Source organism: Pollutimonas bauzanensis (assembly GCF_040393045.1).
GTDB lineage: Bacteria > Pseudomonadota > Gammaproteobacteria > Burkholderiales > Burkholderiaceae_B > Pollutimonas > Pollutimonas bauzanensis_A.
Window position 1 is genome coordinate 1 of sequence record NZ_JBEBUX010000106.1, and the last position, 14,920, is coordinate 14,920.

16 protein-coding genes are annotated in these 14,920 nt (G+C 53.7%); 9 read left to right on the forward strand and 7 right to left on the reverse strand.

Translation table 11 applies throughout. The features are described 5' to 3' along the window. The coding region (locus ABWO67_RS14880; protein ID WP_353152872.1) for an aromatic ring-hydroxylating oxygenase subunit alpha at window positions 1–425 on the reverse strand (425 nt) is incomplete at its 3' end. A gap of 324 nt (window positions 426–749) precedes the next feature. On the opposite strand from ABWO67_RS14880, the gene ABWO67_RS14885 reads away from it, so the two are divergent. From ABWO67_RS14885 to ABWO67_RS14915, 7 genes are read left to right on the forward strand one after another with little or no spacing between them, the layout of a single operon-like run. Then, a complete protein-coding gene (locus tag ABWO67_RS14885; RefSeq protein ID WP_353152874.1) occupies window positions 750–1,130 on the forward strand; it encodes a RidA family protein in 381 nt (126 codons plus the stop codon). A gap of 56 nt (window positions 1,131–1,186) precedes the next feature. After that, window positions 1,187–2,419, forward strand: a complete 1,233-nt coding sequence (locus tag ABWO67_RS14890; protein ID WP_353152876.1) for an NAD(P)/FAD-dependent oxidoreductase — start codon at window positions 1,187–1,189, stop codon at window positions 2,417–2,419. Between the two features lie 30 nt (window positions 2,420–2,449). Then, window positions 2,450–3,535: an ABC transporter substrate-binding protein gene (locus ABWO67_RS14895; RefSeq protein ID WP_353152878.1), complete on the forward strand. Its 1,086-nt coding sequence runs from the start codon at window positions 2,450–2,452 to the stop codon at window positions 3,533–3,535. Next, window positions 3,472–4,587 carry an ABC transporter ATP-binding protein gene (locus ABWO67_RS14900; RefSeq protein ID WP_353152880.1) on the forward strand — a complete coding sequence of 372 codons (1,116 nt, stop codon included), beginning with the start codon at window positions 3,472–3,474 and terminating at the stop codon, window positions 4,585–4,587. Before ABWO67_RS14895 ends, ABWO67_RS14900 begins: the two co-directional genes overlap by 64 nt. Further along, on the forward strand, window positions 4,580–5,461 hold the full coding sequence (locus ABWO67_RS14905; RefSeq protein WP_353152882.1) for an ABC transporter permease: 882 nt from the start codon (window positions 4,580–4,582) through the stop codon (window positions 5,459–5,461). Before ABWO67_RS14900 ends, ABWO67_RS14905 begins: the two co-directional genes overlap by 8 nt. 18 nt (window positions 5,462–5,479) lie before the next feature. Continuing rightward, window positions 5,480–6,268, forward strand: a complete 789-nt coding sequence (locus ABWO67_RS14910) for an ABC transporter permease (RefSeq protein WP_353152884.1) — start codon at window positions 5,480–5,482, stop codon at window positions 6,266–6,268. A 25-nt stretch (window positions 6,269–6,293) separates the two neighbouring features. Then, on the forward strand, window positions 6,294–7,211 hold the full coding sequence (locus ABWO67_RS14915; RefSeq protein ID WP_353152886.1) for a LysR substrate-binding domain-containing protein: 918 nt from the start codon (window positions 6,294–6,296) through the stop codon (window positions 7,209–7,211). Between the two features lie 217 nt (window positions 7,212–7,428). On the opposite strand, the gene ABWO67_RS14920 is transcribed toward ABWO67_RS14915, so the two are convergent. Then, entirely contained in the window at window positions 7,429–8,130 is a 702-nt protein-coding gene (locus ABWO67_RS14920; RefSeq protein ID WP_353152888.1) for a FadR/GntR family transcriptional regulator, read from the reverse strand. Window positions 8,131–8,271: 141 nt separating this feature from the next. Here ABWO67_RS14920 and ABWO67_RS14925 point away from each other — a divergent pair, with 141 nt between their 5' ends. Beyond that, window positions 8,272–9,141, forward strand: coding sequence for a fumarylacetoacetate hydrolase family protein (locus tag ABWO67_RS14925; protein WP_353152890.1), 870 nt, complete (start codon window positions 8,272–8,274; stop codon window positions 9,139–9,141). A 42-nt stretch (window positions 9,142–9,183) separates the two neighbouring features. Beyond that, on the forward strand, window positions 9,184–10,179 hold the full coding sequence (locus ABWO67_RS14930; RefSeq protein WP_353152892.1) for a tripartite tricarboxylate transporter substrate binding protein: 996 nt from the start codon (window positions 9,184–9,186) through the stop codon (window positions 10,177–10,179). A gap of 286 nt (window positions 10,180–10,465) precedes the next feature. Here the strand turns inward: ABWO67_RS14930 and ABWO67_RS14935 are convergent, their stop codons facing one another. From ABWO67_RS14935 to ABWO67_RS14955, 5 genes are all read right to left on the reverse strand, one after another. After that, complete coding sequence (locus ABWO67_RS14935; RefSeq protein WP_353152894.1) at window positions 10,466–11,167, reverse strand: ABC transporter ATP-binding protein; 702 nt, start codon at window positions 11,165–11,167, stop codon at window positions 10,466–10,468. Then, window positions 11,157–11,915, reverse strand: coding sequence for an ABC transporter ATP-binding protein (locus ABWO67_RS14940; RefSeq protein WP_353152896.1), 759 nt, complete (start codon window positions 11,913–11,915; stop codon window positions 11,157–11,159). The genes ABWO67_RS14935 and ABWO67_RS14940 overlap by 11 nt, the downstream gene beginning before the upstream one ends. After that, window positions 11,912–12,772, reverse strand: coding sequence for a branched-chain amino acid ABC transporter permease (locus tag ABWO67_RS14945; protein ID WP_353152898.1), 861 nt, complete (start codon window positions 12,770–12,772; stop codon window positions 11,912–11,914). Before ABWO67_RS14945 ends, ABWO67_RS14940 begins: the two co-directional genes overlap by 4 nt. Continuing rightward, the gene (locus ABWO67_RS14950) at window positions 12,769–14,016 is read right to left on the reverse strand and encodes an ABC transporter substrate-binding protein (protein ID WP_353152900.1); all 1,248 of its coding nucleotides are present in this window, start codon (window positions 14,014–14,016) and stop codon (window positions 12,769–12,771) included. The genes ABWO67_RS14945 and ABWO67_RS14950 overlap by 4 nt, the downstream gene beginning before the upstream one ends. Before the next feature lie 19 nt (window positions 14,017–14,035). Beyond that, window positions 14,036–14,920, reverse strand: an 885-nt coding sequence (locus ABWO67_RS14955; RefSeq protein ID WP_353152902.1) for a branched-chain amino acid ABC transporter permease, incomplete at its 5' end; no start/stop codon positions are given.

The following is a 14,920-nucleotide window of genomic DNA, read 5'->3' on the forward strand; positions in this document are numbered from 1 at the left end:
GTTTTTAAATGCTTGCCTGTTTTGTCAAAACAGGCTGGGTAGCGGGCATCGTCAGGGATACCGATGAGTTCACCGGATGGACGAAATGACCAACCATGGTATGGACAGACAAAGGCGCGAGTATTGCCCGACTCTTCGCGGCATAATGTTGCGCCGCGATGTGTACAGACATTGAGGACGGCACTAATTTTCCCATCCCGTCCTTTCGAAACAATTACCGGGCGGGTACCAATTTGTGTGGACTTGAAGTCCCCAGATTTGGCTAGTTCACTCTCATGACAGAGATAGATCCAGGTCTTGTAGTAGATATCTTCCAGTTCTTGCTCAAAGACTGCCTGACTACGATATGCGGTCGTAGAAACACGGAACTCTTCGGGCTGGTCATCAACTAGTGCGTGCGCGGCATTCGTTATTACGGTGGCCATAACATTTCTCCTTGCGAATGGAATCATGCTATGGGCCGACTTGATTTAAATCAATAAACACACGAAGCAAGGTGCACTTTGTGCACCTTAAGCTCTTCTGCCAGGTGGCGGCGCTGGAGGCAGACGCATCGACGATAAACTCCATAATGTGTCTACCACCAGGCATCGTTGCCTCACCATCGACCTCGGGTAAACCCCGCATAACCGTTACGTATGCTTGATAGGCAAATGTGATTAGTATGCCGACGAATGCTTTGCTATCCTCAATCGAAACGTCCAGCCCACATCGGGTAAATAAGAAATAACGTACAACCGGGGAGAACTATGCACCGACTTGTCAATAATGGTATGCCGCGCGCCAAAGCACCGATCAGCAATACTGTCAATGCCGACGGCCATATTTATTCCGTTCAAATCCCGCGAGATCCAACGACAAGCCTGCCATCGGGCGAAGGCCATATCCAGGAACAGACACATCGCGTCCTGCGGCAACTGAAAAAGTCTATGGAAGCGGCGGATGGAACCCTGGCCGATGTCGCGCAGATAGTAATTTATCTCGTAGACAGTAGCGATGCGCCGGGCATGAACGAGGTTTACGGCCAGTACTTCACCCAAGAACCGTATCCAAACCGAGCCACTGTTGTAGTCAAAGAACTGCTCGGCGAAGGTCACTTGATCGAAATTGTCGCCCACGGGCATGTCTAAAGCCGAGGCGTCCTAACAAGAACATCCGCGGTCGCGGATTCTTCTCGAGGTGCAGGATGAAGTCCATAGCGGTAATTGGGGCCGGTGTGGTCGGCCTAAGCAGTGCCACATTTCTTCAACGTGCAGGCTTCCAGGTGACGTTGATCGACGGCATGCCCGTAGGTAGCGGTGCCTCGTATGGCAACGCGGGCATGATCAGTGTCGACAGCACCGTGCCTATGGCAATGCCCGGCATGCTGCGAAAAGTACCCAAGTGGCTCATGGATCCTACCGGCCCACTATTCGTCGATCCAAAATATTTCCTGACTGCACTCCCGTGGCTCCTTCGCTGGACAAGGGCGGGACGCATTGATAAGGTGCGGACATCTTCAGCTGCCCTACACGCATTGCATGGCCAAGCGCTTATTCAATACCGCGAGTTGCTCGGCCAAGAACACTTCAACGACCTCATCCGCACCACTGGCCAGATCCACATCTGGGACAGCGTCGACCAGTCGGTCTCTGAACGGGTAGCACGGGAGCTACGTGACTCGCAGGGAATAGTCGTACAAGCCCTGACGCCCGACGAACTACATGACTATGTGCCAGAACTAAACCGTTCGATCAAGCGAGCATTGCTTTACCCGCGTAACGGCAATGCGGTAAACCCGCTTCGACTGATGCAAACCATCGCGCATCTTTTCTCCGACGCGGGTGGTCATATCGTACAGCAGCGCGTCATGAGGATTTTTCCTCAACAAGGACGCTTTCGAGTGCTTACGAATATGGACGATCATGAGTTCGATCGTGTTGTGGTGGCTGCGGGAGCCTGGTCCAGGAGGCTGCTGGAACCACTAGGCCTGTCTTTTCCACTTGAAACAGAACGTGGCTACCACATTGAAATCCGCCAGCCCAACATCAAGCTAAACATGCCCCTGCTTCATAAAGGACGCGGTTTCAGCGCATCTCCGATGGAGACGGGGATTCGCTTTGCTGGTACGGTTGAAATTGCGGGACTTGATGCTCCGCCGAATGAGCAACGTGGCCGCGCCTTACTGGCGCATGCAAAGAACATTTTGCCCAACCTTGAATTCGATGCGCCGAAGCTTTGGATGGGCTACCGGCCTTCGCTGCCCGACAGCGTTCCCATCATTGACGAATCCAACCGTCACCCTGGTCTCTATGTAGCCTGTGGCCATGGACATACTGGACTGACGGGAGGCGCCATCACCGGTCGGCTTATATCTGAACTGGTCGCCCAATCACAAACCACTATTGATCCTGCACCGTACCGTATGTCGCGATTTTGAGCCTGCCCCTAACCCTTATCAGGAGTCGTCATGATTACTCAGCAAGGTGGAAAAATTCAGTCTCTAGGCCGTCGTAGTGCGTTAAAACTCGCTGGAGCAGCCATCGTCGCTCCCTACCTATGGATACCAAAGGCTAATGCAGCCGGACGTGTGGTCGTGCGCTCTCCAGGGGGTATCTACGACGATATACGCCGCGAAATCGTTTACGAGCCTTTTCGTAAAGCCACGGGCATCGAAGTCGTACCCGCGGCTATGACAGCAGGCAAACTTTACACCATGGTCCGTTCAGGGAACATGGAATTGGATGTGGCTGACATTACTACCGGAACGCTGCGCCAGTTTCAGGTGATGGGTGCTCTTGCACCTATTCCTTATAAGGAATTCAAGTTCTCGAATCCAGAGTCGATCGACCCCAATTACAAACACGAATACATGGTCGGTAACTTTGTTTATGGCATCGTCATGGGTTACAACACCAGTGTTATCAAGCCAGGCTCAGAACCCAAGAACTGGGCGGAATTCTGGGATTACAAAGCCAAGCCCGGGCCTCGTATGCTGGCTGACATTGCTGCGGGATATCCCGACCTCGAGTTTGCCTTGCTCGCCGATGGCGTGGCGCTCGATAAGCTGTATCCGCTGGACATAGATCGTGCATTCGCCTCGCTATCTCGGGTAAGGCCTGCGATTCGTAAGTTTTGGGACACGGGCGCACTATCATCGCAGATGCTGACTGATAAAGAGGCAGTCATGGGCTCCATCTGGAGCACACGACTGCTGGCGGCAGCCGACAACAAAGCTCCGCTGGCGATCAACTGGAATCAACACGGCGTCCATGTCCAGGCATTTTCGATTTTTAACAAAGCGCCAAATCTTGAGAATGCCAAGAAATTCGTTGATTTTTGTCTCAGCGATGAAATACAAACTGCATTTTGTCTGCGCTACCCCGGTGGACCGGTCACCATACCGGCGTACGAGAAAATGCCCAAGAATCTGCGTGACCGCGTTCCCGGCGGCGAAATGACCGCCAAGAATGGCTTTGTACTGAATGCGGAATGGTGGACGGACAACCGCCAGAAGGTCAGCGACACATGGTCGAAATGGGTACTCAATCGATGAGCGGAAAAGGCGCACTCATTCTTGAAGGGTTGGTCAAAACTTACGGTGGCCAAAAGGTGGTCGACAACGTGACAGTCAGCGTTGCGAGCGGGGAATTCTTTTCCCTCCTCGGCCCTAGCGGCTCAGGTAAGACGTCCACGCTCATGATGATCGCCGGCTTTGCCGCTGTCGATGGCGGACGTGTCATGCTTGACGGCGAGGATATCTCGACGATGACGCCTCAGCAGCGAGGGCTGGGCATGGTGTTTCAGAACTATGCCCTCTTCCCACACCTTTCCGTATTCGACAATGTCGCATTCCCATTACGTGTCAGGAAACTAAGCAAACAAGAAGTAGCCAGTAAGGTTGCCTGGGCCCTTGAAGTCGTGCGTCTTTCCGAATTCCAGAAACGCCTCCCACGTGAGCTTTCCGGAGGGCAACAGCAACGCGTCGCGCTGGCCCGGGCCATTGTGTTTCAGCCGCAAGTCGTTCTGATGGATGAACCCTTGGGCGCGCTGGACAAGAATCTGCGCTATCACATGCAAGTGGAAATAAAGGAGATTCAAAAGCAGCTCGGGATGACGGTCGTGTATGTCACGCATGACCAAGAAGAAGCAATGAACATGTCGGATCGCATCGCCATCATGAAAATGGGACGTGTAGACCAAATGGGCGCTCCTCGAGAAGTCTATGAGCATCCCAAAAGCGCATTTTCTGCCAAATTCCTGGGAGAAGCCAATTTGCTGCGTGGCGGCATACTCGCACATCCAGCCGTTACCGCTGCCTATGGCGACGGCTTGGCTCAAGCCCGCGCACCGCAGCTATTCCTGCGGCCAGAGCGCATCCATCTAAGCGCTGCCAATGCGAAAGTAGATGACGCTCAAGTCAGTGTACAGGGCGTAGTAAAACGGGTCTCATTCCTTGGAAATGTCGTGCGTCATGGCATCGATATAGGTGCTCACGAGCTCCTGACTGTAGACGTGCAAAACAGCCATGAAGACAAGCTTTTTGCACTGGGTATGCAGGTATATGCTCACTGGAACCAACACGACGCCCGGGTGATCGATGACTGAACTCACTGCTTCGAGCCCATTGGACAAAGCAGGTGCTACATCTAGGCACGTGCTGGATCAGCCCTGGCTGTTGCTTACACCGTTGCTGGGGCTGCTCGTTTTTGTTTTCTTCCTGCCTATCGGCTGGTTCCTGTTTCAGGCTATATCGGAGTCGGATCTTTCCCTGATGGAGCAGTTGAACTCTGTCCTGCTCTCGCCCGATATCTCTTATGTACTATGGAACACCAATCTCATTGCGTTGATTGTTACGCTGACCGTGCTCCTGATGGCGTACCCCATCGCCTATGTGTTGGCATATTCCAATAAGCTGTTCTTTACCCTGATCATTATCAGCGTCATCGTTCCCTACTTTACGTCGGTCGTTGTTCGGACATATTCATGGATGGTCTTATTAGGGCGCAATGGCATCTTGAACCAGCTGTTGCTAAATTCGGGCGTCATCGATCAGCCTCTGGAGCTCATGTACAACCGAACGGGCGTTATTATCGGTATGTCATATGTGCTGCTGCCCTATTTGGTGCTCACGCTTTTCTCCGCCATGAAAGGCATTGATTACAACCTGATCCGTGCTGCCCAGAGCATGGGGGCATCTGGGACCTACACGTTTCTAAAGGTGTTCCTGCCCCTTAGCATGCCCGGGCTGATTTCAGGATGTCTGATTGTCTTTATCCTGGCCATTGGGTTCTTCATAACGCCAGCCCTTATGGGCGGAGCTGAAGATGTCATGATCGCCATGCTCATTCAACGCGAAATCGAACTTAACCTGAATTGGCCTGTAGCGGCCATGCTGTCGTTGGCGCTACTCGCAGTCACCTTAGTACTGTATGCAATCTATTATCGCTACACCAATCTTGACCGCATGCTTGGCAAATAGACAAGAATGGAGCAAACCATGCGATGTAACCTCTCTCTGCGTATCATTACCTCGGTGCTGTGCCTAGTACTGATGCTGCCCATATTGGTCGTGCTCACCGCGTCGGTCAATGACCAGAGCTATCTGAGCTTTCCACCAGAATCAGTCTCGCTACGCTGGTTCAACAGCTTTTTCGGGGACTTACGCTGGCGCAATGCCTTATATACCAGCCTGATCATCGGCTTTCTGACCTGTCTGATCTCTACCACCATCGGGTTTCTGGGAGCGTACTCCTTCGTCCGTGGACGTTATCGTGGCAAGAAACTGCTTTTATCTATCGTCTTAATGCCGCTGATCGTACCGCACATCATTACCGCGATTGCCCTGTATTTCCTTTCAGCCCCATTAGGTCTCATAGGTTCCAAACTATGGATCAGCATCGGTCACTCTGTGATTGCACTGCCTATCGTAGTGCTTATCCTGATCTCGGCCCTTCAAAACGTAGACGAAAATTTGGAGCTTGCAGCTTTCGGCATGGGCGCAAGCCGCGCCATGACTTTCCGCAGTATAGTGATCCCCTTGATGCTGCCAGGTGTTGTTTCGGCAGCCTTGTTCAGTTTTCTAACTTCATTCGACGAGTTGATCATCGGCTTGTTCCTGTCCGGCGTGCTATCAGAAACATTACAGGTGCGTATATGGAACAGCCTGCTCATGGAAGCCGAGCCCGTCATTGCCGCCGTCAGCGCCTTCTTGATACTGTCCACTGTCGCCATCCTTGGCGTTGAGTCACTAGTCAGGCATAATAGAAAAAAACTTACATCCAGCTAATACAGCGAGAGGGGTTCCGTGATTAATGACTCGTGGTCTTGGTCTTCGTCATGTAGAGGTCGTCTACGCAGTCATACTAACGGGCACAGTCACCGGCGCAGCCGCCAGGCTTAACGTTAGTCAACCTGCCATCAGCAACTGCGTCAAGGAAGCGGAAGAACGACTCGGCTTCGCGCTGTTTACCCGACAACACGGACGCGTTTTCCCCACTGAACGCGCCACCGCAATCTTCTCTGAAATCGAGCGTAGCTTTACCGGATTAGACACCATCAATAGTCTGTGCCGGTCGCTGCGCGATACAAAACACGGGCGATTGTTGATTTCATCGACGCCCGCTTGGGCAACTGCAGTGCTCCCCTGGGTTTTGCACGACTACATGAAAACTTACCCCGAGCTGCGCTTCTCGATTATTACGAAAAGCTCGGAATATGTTCAATCACTCGTTTCGTCTTGCAAAGCTGATATCGGCTTCGGACTATCAGCACCACCCATTCCCGGGGTAGCCCAACTGGAAATCGCAAGAGCCCGTTTACAGTGTGCTCTGCCGCGCGCCCATCCGCTCGCCCAACGTTCAGCGATTCATGTTACTGATCTTGCGGCGGAACAACTCATCACGTTTTCTGGTGTGGAAGGAACGGACGACCTCATCAACCAGGTATTCGCCGATCATGACTTGGAACCACAGTCAGTTATCGAGTGCCCCGCTGCATTGGCTGTATGCGCCATGGTCGAGGCCGGTATCGGCATCGGATTGATACATGGTATTTGCGCTCACGTATTCCGCGATCGCGAAATTGTGCACCTGCCGTTTACACCACAAATCAGCATCAGCATGTGCGCATACTGGCGCACATGCGATGAGCCTACGTTCGACCGCGACTACTTGACGCAGCTAGCCATCCGCCATACCGACGAAATCCTATGTGCCAATCAGGTAGGTTAGGCACTTCAATCGTTAGCACCCGGCCCTAATTAACAGTCTTTTTTTAGAGGTTCGAACCTGCTTGTCTCATCGTCTATGTGGGTCCGAAGATCGGTACTCGGATTGCTGACGAGCTCATGGCTACCGCTGATCTATTTCAATCCACCCTCGACTCCGTCCCACTTCCCTATACAAACACCATAACTCGCGAACTCGCACTTTCTTCCATCCAGGGTGCTCAGTCGCCAAACAAATTCTGTTGGATTAGTTGCAAGTGCCCAAACAGCATGCTCCTGGCGAGGCTTGCATCCCTGTCTTTGAGCGCTTCGACTATTGCCCGATGCTGCAGTTCGTATTGCTGCCTGGTTTCCGGGGTCAATGAAATGCGCTTCAACCGTCCCCACTCCCCCTGCTCACGAACTTTGTTAGTGAGATCCATCAACTGTACAAAAAATGAATTATGGGTGGCAAACGCGAACGCTTTGTGCAGTTCCTCGTCCCAGTGCTCGAAATCGTCGATATCCAAGGCTGCTTCCGATTGATCCAGGCAGTGAAACATCTGCTTGAAATCAGCGCTAGTCGCATTCTGCACGATCAAGCCGGGCATTAAAGGTTCAATAAGCAACCGAGCCACCATCAGCTCGGCGGGGCTGGTTGGTGTGGCCACGGCGCTTTCTTGCGATTGAGACAAGGTTTCAGCCTTGGCCAGTACAAATGTGCCGCTGCCCACGCGCTGACCAATTAAACCCTGATCTCGAAACTGAGCCAAAACACGTCGCACCGATCCGCGCGATACGCCAAAACGCTCGCCAAGCTCTCTTTCGGGTGGCAATTTCACGCCTTGTCGCAGCTTTCCGCTAACCATTCCAGCCATCAAATAATTGGCAAGCGTCCTGGCGCCTTGCGTTCGAACCTCCAGGAAAGCCTGTATTTCCTCCATGTTTCTTCCTTTTGACCGTATATTGCCTTCTTGCAATTATACCAATTGGTTAGATACTACCTAAAAAAGCCCAAACATAGACCAATCATAGCCCTTTAGTGTGGTAGATTTATGCTTTTGCATTTACTTAATGAGGTAATAATGAAATTTGCAACACTAGACAACCAAGGAAAAACACAGGTTTGTGTCGTAAATACAGAAAAAAATCTTTTTTGGCCTATATCTGATCTAATCAGCGAGTTCGATGGCGACATGAACCAATTGGTACATGAATATAAAAATATCAAAGAAAAACTGAACATCGACTCCGGTGGCTACGACCTAAGCAAGGTTAAGACATTGGCACCGATCGAACGCCCACGCCGGAATATTTTTTGTGTAGGCCGAAACTATCACGCCCATGCAAATGAACTTGCTACGTCCGTGTTTAAGGATAATGACAAGAACCCGCAAAGCTGGCCAATTGTCTTTACCAAAGTGCCAGAGTGCGTTGTTGCTCATTTGGATACCGTCGAGTTGCCGGGCGAAGTATCACAGCAAATCGACTACGAGGCGGAACTTGCCATCATTATCGGTAAGGGCGGCAAGAATATTTCGCGAGACGAGGCAATGGATCATGTTTTCGGCTACACCATTGTCAATGATGTCACCGCACGAGACGTACAAATTCGACACCAGCAGTGGGATTTGGGCAAATCTTTTGACACCTTTTGTCCCATGGGTCCGTGGATAGTGACCGCCGACGAGTTAGATGGTAGCAAGACCCGTGTGCGTTGCTGGGTAAATGGCGAGCTCCGTCAGGATGGCGTAACACCAGATTTGATTTTCGACTTACCCACGCTGATTGAAACTTGCTCGCGCGGCATCACGCTTTATCCGGGCGACATTATTGCCACCGGCACACCTGCTGGCGTGGGCATGGGTATGAAACCCGCGCAATATCTTAAAACCGGCGATGTCGTTCGTATTGAAATTGACGGCATCGGTGTGCTGGAAAACACGTTCAAATAACTCAGCTCTTCGCCCACTGATTCTTAGAAAAAGAGACAAATCATGCGTATTAAGCTTAAAGAATGGTCAAGCACCACAACAATACTCAAGATGCTCGGCGCCACGGCGGCGCTGGGTCTTTCCGGCTATGCCATGGCGCAATATCCTGAACGTTCCATTACGATGATCGTGCCATTTCCGCCGGGGGGTGTGGCCGATACAGTCGCACGTCCATTGGCCGATGCACTGTCCAAAGACTTAGGCCAAACCGTCATTATCGAAAATAAAGCAGGTGCGGGCGGCGCTATTGGCATAGGTTATGCGGCTAACGCCAAGCCCGATGGCTACACAATATTGTTAAGCCTGTCGTCTATTTCCATTATGCCCGAGGCCGACAGAATTCTCGAACGCAAGCCCGCTTATCAACTGAATCAGCTCAAACCCATAGCTCGCATTACAGCTGATCCTACCGTGTTGGTCGTACAGGCAGACGCTCCCTGGAAAACAGTTCAAGAATTTATTGAAGCCGCGAAAAAAAATCCTGAAAGCATCACGTACGGAAGCTCCGGCATTTACGGCACGATGCATGTACCAATGGAAATGTTATCGCATGCCGCCGACGTAAAACTGACACACATACCTTTTACCGGAGCCGGCCCTGCTGTTGCCTCATTGCTGGGTGGTCACGTTGAAGCGCTGGCCACAGGACCAGCCAGCGCACTTCAGCAGATCAAGGCGGGTAAATTACGTGCTCTAGCCCAGTGGGGCGATAAACCGCTTTCATCGATGCCCGACGTCCCCAGCCTGAGAGCTTCGGGCTACGACGCTCGGTTCATCCAGTGGTCAGGAGTCTTCGTTCCAGCGAACGTACCATCAGAGGTCATTGACACCTTGAACAGTAGTTTGGGCAGGATAGCGGCCAACCCTAATTTCGCACAAACGATGCTCGGTATCGGTAGCCCGCTGGATTACCAAGACGCAGCCGAGTTCGAAGCATACTGGAAGGAAGACGCTAAAGCGATTGCCCAGGCCGTTAATAAAATGGGCAAAATCGAATGACCCATTTGCCTAAATAGCCATGTTGGCCGGCATATTGGAGGGCTGGTTCGGCAAGCTGGCTTTTGGGTGAGCTTGACTCCCCCGCACCCAAAGACCTTCTCGTGGCGGTGCAGCGGCAGGTGCGTGGCGCAGGGGAATCGCCCCCCCTGCGCTCTCCCAGAACCGGACCTGAGCCTTCGGCATCGACCTGAGCGCATGCCGCATCCACCCAAGAGAATGATGGAACCACTCTTATTAAAGCTCAACCGACCAGCATCGTTCCATTGACGCCACAAGGCGTATGCCTTCAAGTCTGTGTGGCCACACCCAACAGGCGCTGCTGGAGATCGGGATCTTGACGCAGCGCATCGGCCGTCACCCGGCGTTCGAACACGCCATTCAGCATGACCGCAACCTCATCCGCCACGGCGAGTGCAACGCCCAGATTCTGTTCTACCAGCAGCAACGCATTTCCTTCCTGGACGAGATTCTGCAAAACCTTGACAACCTGTTCGACCATGACAGGGGCCAGTCCTTCGGTGGGCTCGTCCATGATGATCAGGCGCGGGTTGCTAAGCAGCGCTCGTGCGATCGCCACCATTTGCTGCTCACCGCCCGAAAGCTCGGCGCCCAAATTCTGTCGCCGTTCCGCCAGTCGGGGAAACGTATCGTAGACGCGTTCGCGAGTCCACGATCCCTTGCTGCGTTGTGCAAGCTTCAGGTGTTCATCGACAGTAAGCGACTGGAACAGCCGTCGCCCTTGAGGCACAAGTGCAATGCCGTGCGCTGCAATGCGGTGTGGTGGGAGGCCTTGCAAGGGCACACCGTCCAGGGTGATGCTGCCGGCGGTAACGTTGGCGAGGCCCATGATGCCGTGGCAGAACGTAGTTTTGCCCATGCCGTTGCGACCTACGACAGCCAGCGGCTTGTGACCCAGCTCCAGGCTGGCTCCATGCAGTATTCGTACGCGACCGTAATGCACTTCGAGGTTTTGAATTTCAAGCCGCATCGACGCCCCCGCTGAAACCCAGGTAAAGAGATCTGACCAGCGGACTGGCGGCCGTCTCTTTGGGGGTGCCTTCAAAGACGATTTCACCTTCATGCATGACGAGTATCCTGTCGGCCACCTGCAGGGCCACATCCATATCGTGTTCGATCATGATCATGGTAACGTCGCGCGACAAGCCCTTTAGTAAAGTGACAAGCCCAGGCCTCTCATTGGGCGAAAGACCCGCAGCGGGCTCGTCCAGCAACAGCATATGCGGATCGCTGGCCAGCGCCATCGCGATTTCCAGCTGCCTCTGTTCACCATGGGATAAATTACTGGCGAGCTCGTCGCCCACATCTTCCAATCCAATCTGCAGGAGTGTGTCGCTCGCTTTTTTTCGCCAAGGATGATCGACCCCGGGCGCGCGCCAACTGAAGCGGCCCGCATGCACCCCTTGCACGGCCAAATACATGTTGTCAGCCACACTTAGACCATGCAACACCCGTGACGTTTGATAGCTGCGCGAAATGCCCAGCCGAGTGCGCTCATGCGCAGAAAGCATCTGAATGGATTGGCCACGCCAGTCTATGCTTCCATAAGTGGGAAGAAGGTCACCCGAAATCAAGTTGAACAGTGTGCTTTTCCCTGCGCCGTTGGTCCCCAATATGATCAGCCGTTCGCCGGCGTGCGCCTGTAGCGTGACATCGCGTACCGCCCGCAAGGAGCCGAATGTTGCGCCGATACGATGAACTTCCAGAATCGCCGTCATGCCGGCCGCCCGAATAAACCATAGGGCCGGTACGCCAGCACCGCGACCATGATCGTAAAAGAGATAATTGCCGAGTAAGTGGGAAAGTAGGCCAGTCCCAGTTGCTCGGCAAGCCCGATCAGCAGCGCGCCAATTGCCGCACCCTTTAAGTTGCCCATGCCACCGACAATAACCACGACCAGCGACGACAATAAATAGTGGACATCGTCGCCAGGTGCAATGGATAGCGCAGATGCGCCAATGACACCGGCCATGCCGACGAGTCCTGCAGCCATGGCGAATACGCACGTCGACACTAGCGGCACATTCACTCCGGTAGCTGCAAGCATATGGCGATCGTCGACCGCCGCCCGGATGATCATGCCGAAGCGCGTTCGCTGTATAAGCAGCCACAGCACAATGTAGGTAAGAATGGCAAAGCCGATCAGCGCCAGTCTGAATATGGGGTACCCGCCGGCGACGGGTAGTCGCACACCGCCGAACAATGGCTCGGGTATGTTCAACTGGTAGGTCAATCCACCATAGCCAGCCAGCAGCAGATCCGCGATGACGATAGATAAACCGATAGTGATCAGTGCCTGACGCAGCTCCTGACCTTGGTAGCGGTCAAGGAAAAGGCGATGCATCAGCAATCCGGCCACCGCGCTCCCAAGGGCAGCACCGGCCAACGCCAGGAGCCAACTGCCACTGATGTCGGCCACGCTATACCCAATGTAGGCGCCCAGCAAATAAAGCGAGCCGTGCGCCATATTTACGACTCGCATCATGCCGAAGATAATGGTGAAGCCGCTGGCAACGATGAAATACAGCGCCGCCAGCGTGATCCCATTCAGCATTGAAAGCAAAAACGGCTTCATGGGCAGGCAGGATAGTCGCGACTAGGCACGCCCCGGGCGACGAACTGGGCACGATCCTGCCCTAACACCTGGTCCACTGACTCTGTCTTGCGTACCATTTTGTTGTACAACGAGCCATCCGCGTTGCGGGCCACTTCGGTGACGTAGATGTTCGCGATTGCCTGACGGTTTTCGTCGAGCTCCACAGGGCCAAAGGCTGTATCCAACTTTACTTTTGCCAACGCTTCCTTAAACTTGGCCTGGTTATCGGAGAGATCGCCATTGACTTGGTCAAGCGCGGCCAGAACGGCCTTCGTCGCTACATAATAGCCATAGTAAGGGGCGGAAGGCGCAGACAAGCCGTCGGGAAAACGTTTGCGATAGGTTGCGACGTATGCGTTATATGCCGGGTCCTCCAAGCCGTCAGCCACCATATGAGCTGAAGGGATGCCTTCCAGATAACGTTGAAATGGGCCCTTCGTATTCAGAACGGTCTGCTCGACAGTATTGGAACCGGCAATCAATGGCGTATCGGACCCTGCTTGATAGTACTGGCTAAGGAAGTTGACGGCATCGGCGCCCCCGAGCATTACATAAACGGCATCGACATCTTCAGGAATACGCGCGATTGCTGAACTGAAGTCCTTGGTCCCATTGGGCACCCAAACCTTTTCGGGCACCTTGCCACCCTTGCCGCAGAATTCAGTCATAAAACCCAGCACCTGGGTATAGCCAAAAGAATAGTCACCCGACACGACGGCCACCTTTCGGTAGCCCTTTTCATCGTAGACATAATTACCCAGGCCGGCCTGCCACTGGCCGCCATCTGTGCTGAAGCGGAAAAAGTTTTCAGCAGGCGATACCAGTGTGGTTTCTTGGGCAGCCGAGAATCCGTTGACGAACGTGCGGCCTGGCGCGGACTTGGCGTACTCCTTGATCGCCAAGCCCTCGCCGCCGGACACCGGGCCAATTAGAATGTCGACCTTATCTTGCTCGATAAGCTTACGGGCCTTCGTCAGTGCGACGTCTGGACGGCCATCAGATGATTCGCGCACCCATTCGATCTTCTTGCCAGCGACCTGATGACCCGCTTCTTCAAAAGCAAGCTCCATAGCGCGAAACGCTTCCTGGCCAAGAACAGCGAAAGGCCCGTCCAATGTTGCCAGCCCCCCTATGCGTATGGTGTCCTGCGCACTGACCGGCGCGGTCATGGCACTAGACATAGCCAGGGAAACCACCAGCTTTACTAGATTTTTTGTAGACATAACACTCCTCCTTGTTGCTTTATGACGATGTACTTGAAGGCAAAGCCTTGGCCGATGCGTCTCGTTTGAATAACCTGCGCCACATGCCCGCGAGACCATCGGGCGAAAGCATGACGATCATCAGGAACACACATCCGACTAACGTGTTGAAGCGGCTGGCGCCCACGAGATCGACAGCAAAACTTTGAATCAAGACATAAGCCAGTGCGCCAATGAACGCACCGCGGGGGTGACTAAGGCCGCCGATTACCGCCATGATAAGAATGCCTACAGTCGCAGTCATGCCGATCGAGCCAGGCGAAATCCCGCCCTGATACCACAAGTTCAATATGCCGCCCACCGATGCCAGAAATCCTGCGACGCCAAAAGCGGCCACTTGATGCAGCGTCACCCAGTAACCAAGCGAACGCATGCGCCGTTCGTCATCGCGAGCACCTTGCAGCGCCAGCCCAAATGGCGTGCGTACCAAGTGCACGACAAGCAGGTAGGAGACAAGGCCGATGGCCAGGCAAAGGTAGTAGAAGACACGCGGCTCCCGAAGCGACACTCCCAGAATGGTCGGCGCAGTCACACCCCGTATGCCGTCAAATCCGTGCAACACCGCGGTGTTTTGTTGTGCCAGATAATAGAAGATCATGGCGATGGCCAGCGTACTCATAAGCAGGTAGATGCCACGGCTGCGCACGGCTATCGCCCCAATGACCAGGCCTGCCGCGATGCCAGCCAGCATGCCGATCAAAACCGTTGCCGGCCATGGCAGAACCTGGGCACCCACACTGGCGGAATGACTGCCAAGTACGGCCACGGTGTACCCAGCGACGCCTGCAACTGCCATCTGCGCGAGCGAAACCATGCCGCCGTAGGCAGCCAGAAAGGTCAGGCTAAGTGTGATCAGCCCCAACAC

What these genes read in the sequence shown, in the direction of transcription:
- ABWO67_RS14885 (WP_353152874.1), top strand. Translation starts at nt 750, where the DNA reads ATGCACCGACTTGTCAATAATGGTATGCCGCGCGCCAAAGCACCGATC.
- ABWO67_RS14890 (WP_353152876.1), top strand. Translation starts at nt 1,187, where the DNA reads ATGAAGTCCATAGCGGTAATTGGGGCCGGTGTGGTCGGCCTAAGCAGT.
- ABWO67_RS14895 (WP_353152878.1), top strand. Translation starts at nt 2,450, where the DNA reads ATGATTACTCAGCAAGGTGGAAAAATTCAGTCTCTAGGCCGTCGTAGT.
- ABWO67_RS14900 (WP_353152880.1), top strand. Translation starts at nt 3,472, where the DNA reads ATGGTGGACGGACAACCGCCAGAAGGTCAGCGACACATGGTCGAAATG.
- ABWO67_RS14905 (WP_353152882.1), top strand. Translation starts at nt 4,580, where the DNA reads ATGACTGAACTCACTGCTTCGAGCCCATTGGACAAAGCAGGTGCTACA.
- ABWO67_RS14910 (WP_353152884.1), top strand. Translation starts at nt 5,480, where the DNA reads ATGCGATGTAACCTCTCTCTGCGTATCATTACCTCGGTGCTGTGCCTA.
- ABWO67_RS14915 (WP_353152886.1), top strand. Translation starts at nt 6,294, where the DNA reads ATGACTCGTGGTCTTGGTCTTCGTCATGTAGAGGTCGTCTACGCAGTC.
- ABWO67_RS14920 (WP_353152888.1), bottom strand. Translation starts at nt 8,130, where the DNA reads ATGGAGGAAATACAGGCTTTCCTGGAGGTTCGAACGCAAGGCGCCAGG.
- ABWO67_RS14925 (WP_353152890.1), top strand. Translation starts at nt 8,272, where the DNA reads ATGAAATTTGCAACACTAGACAACCAAGGAAAAACACAGGTTTGTGTC.
- ABWO67_RS14930 (WP_353152892.1), top strand. Translation starts at nt 9,184, where the DNA reads ATGCGTATTAAGCTTAAAGAATGGTCAAGCACCACAACAATACTCAAG.
- ABWO67_RS14935 (WP_353152894.1), bottom strand. Translation starts at nt 11,167, where the DNA reads ATGCGGCTTGAAATTCAAAACCTCGAAGTGCATTACGGTCGCGTACGA.
- ABWO67_RS14940 (WP_353152896.1), bottom strand. Translation starts at nt 11,915, where the DNA reads ATGACGGCGATTCTGGAAGTTCATCGTATCGGCGCAACATTCGGCTCC.
- ABWO67_RS14945 (WP_353152898.1), bottom strand. Translation starts at nt 12,772, where the DNA reads ATGAAGCCGTTTTTGCTTTCAATGCTGAATGGGATCACGCTGGCGGCG.
- ABWO67_RS14950 (WP_353152900.1), bottom strand. Translation starts at nt 14,016, where the DNA reads ATGTCTACAAAAAATCTAGTAAAGCTGGTGGTTTCCCTGGCTATGTCT.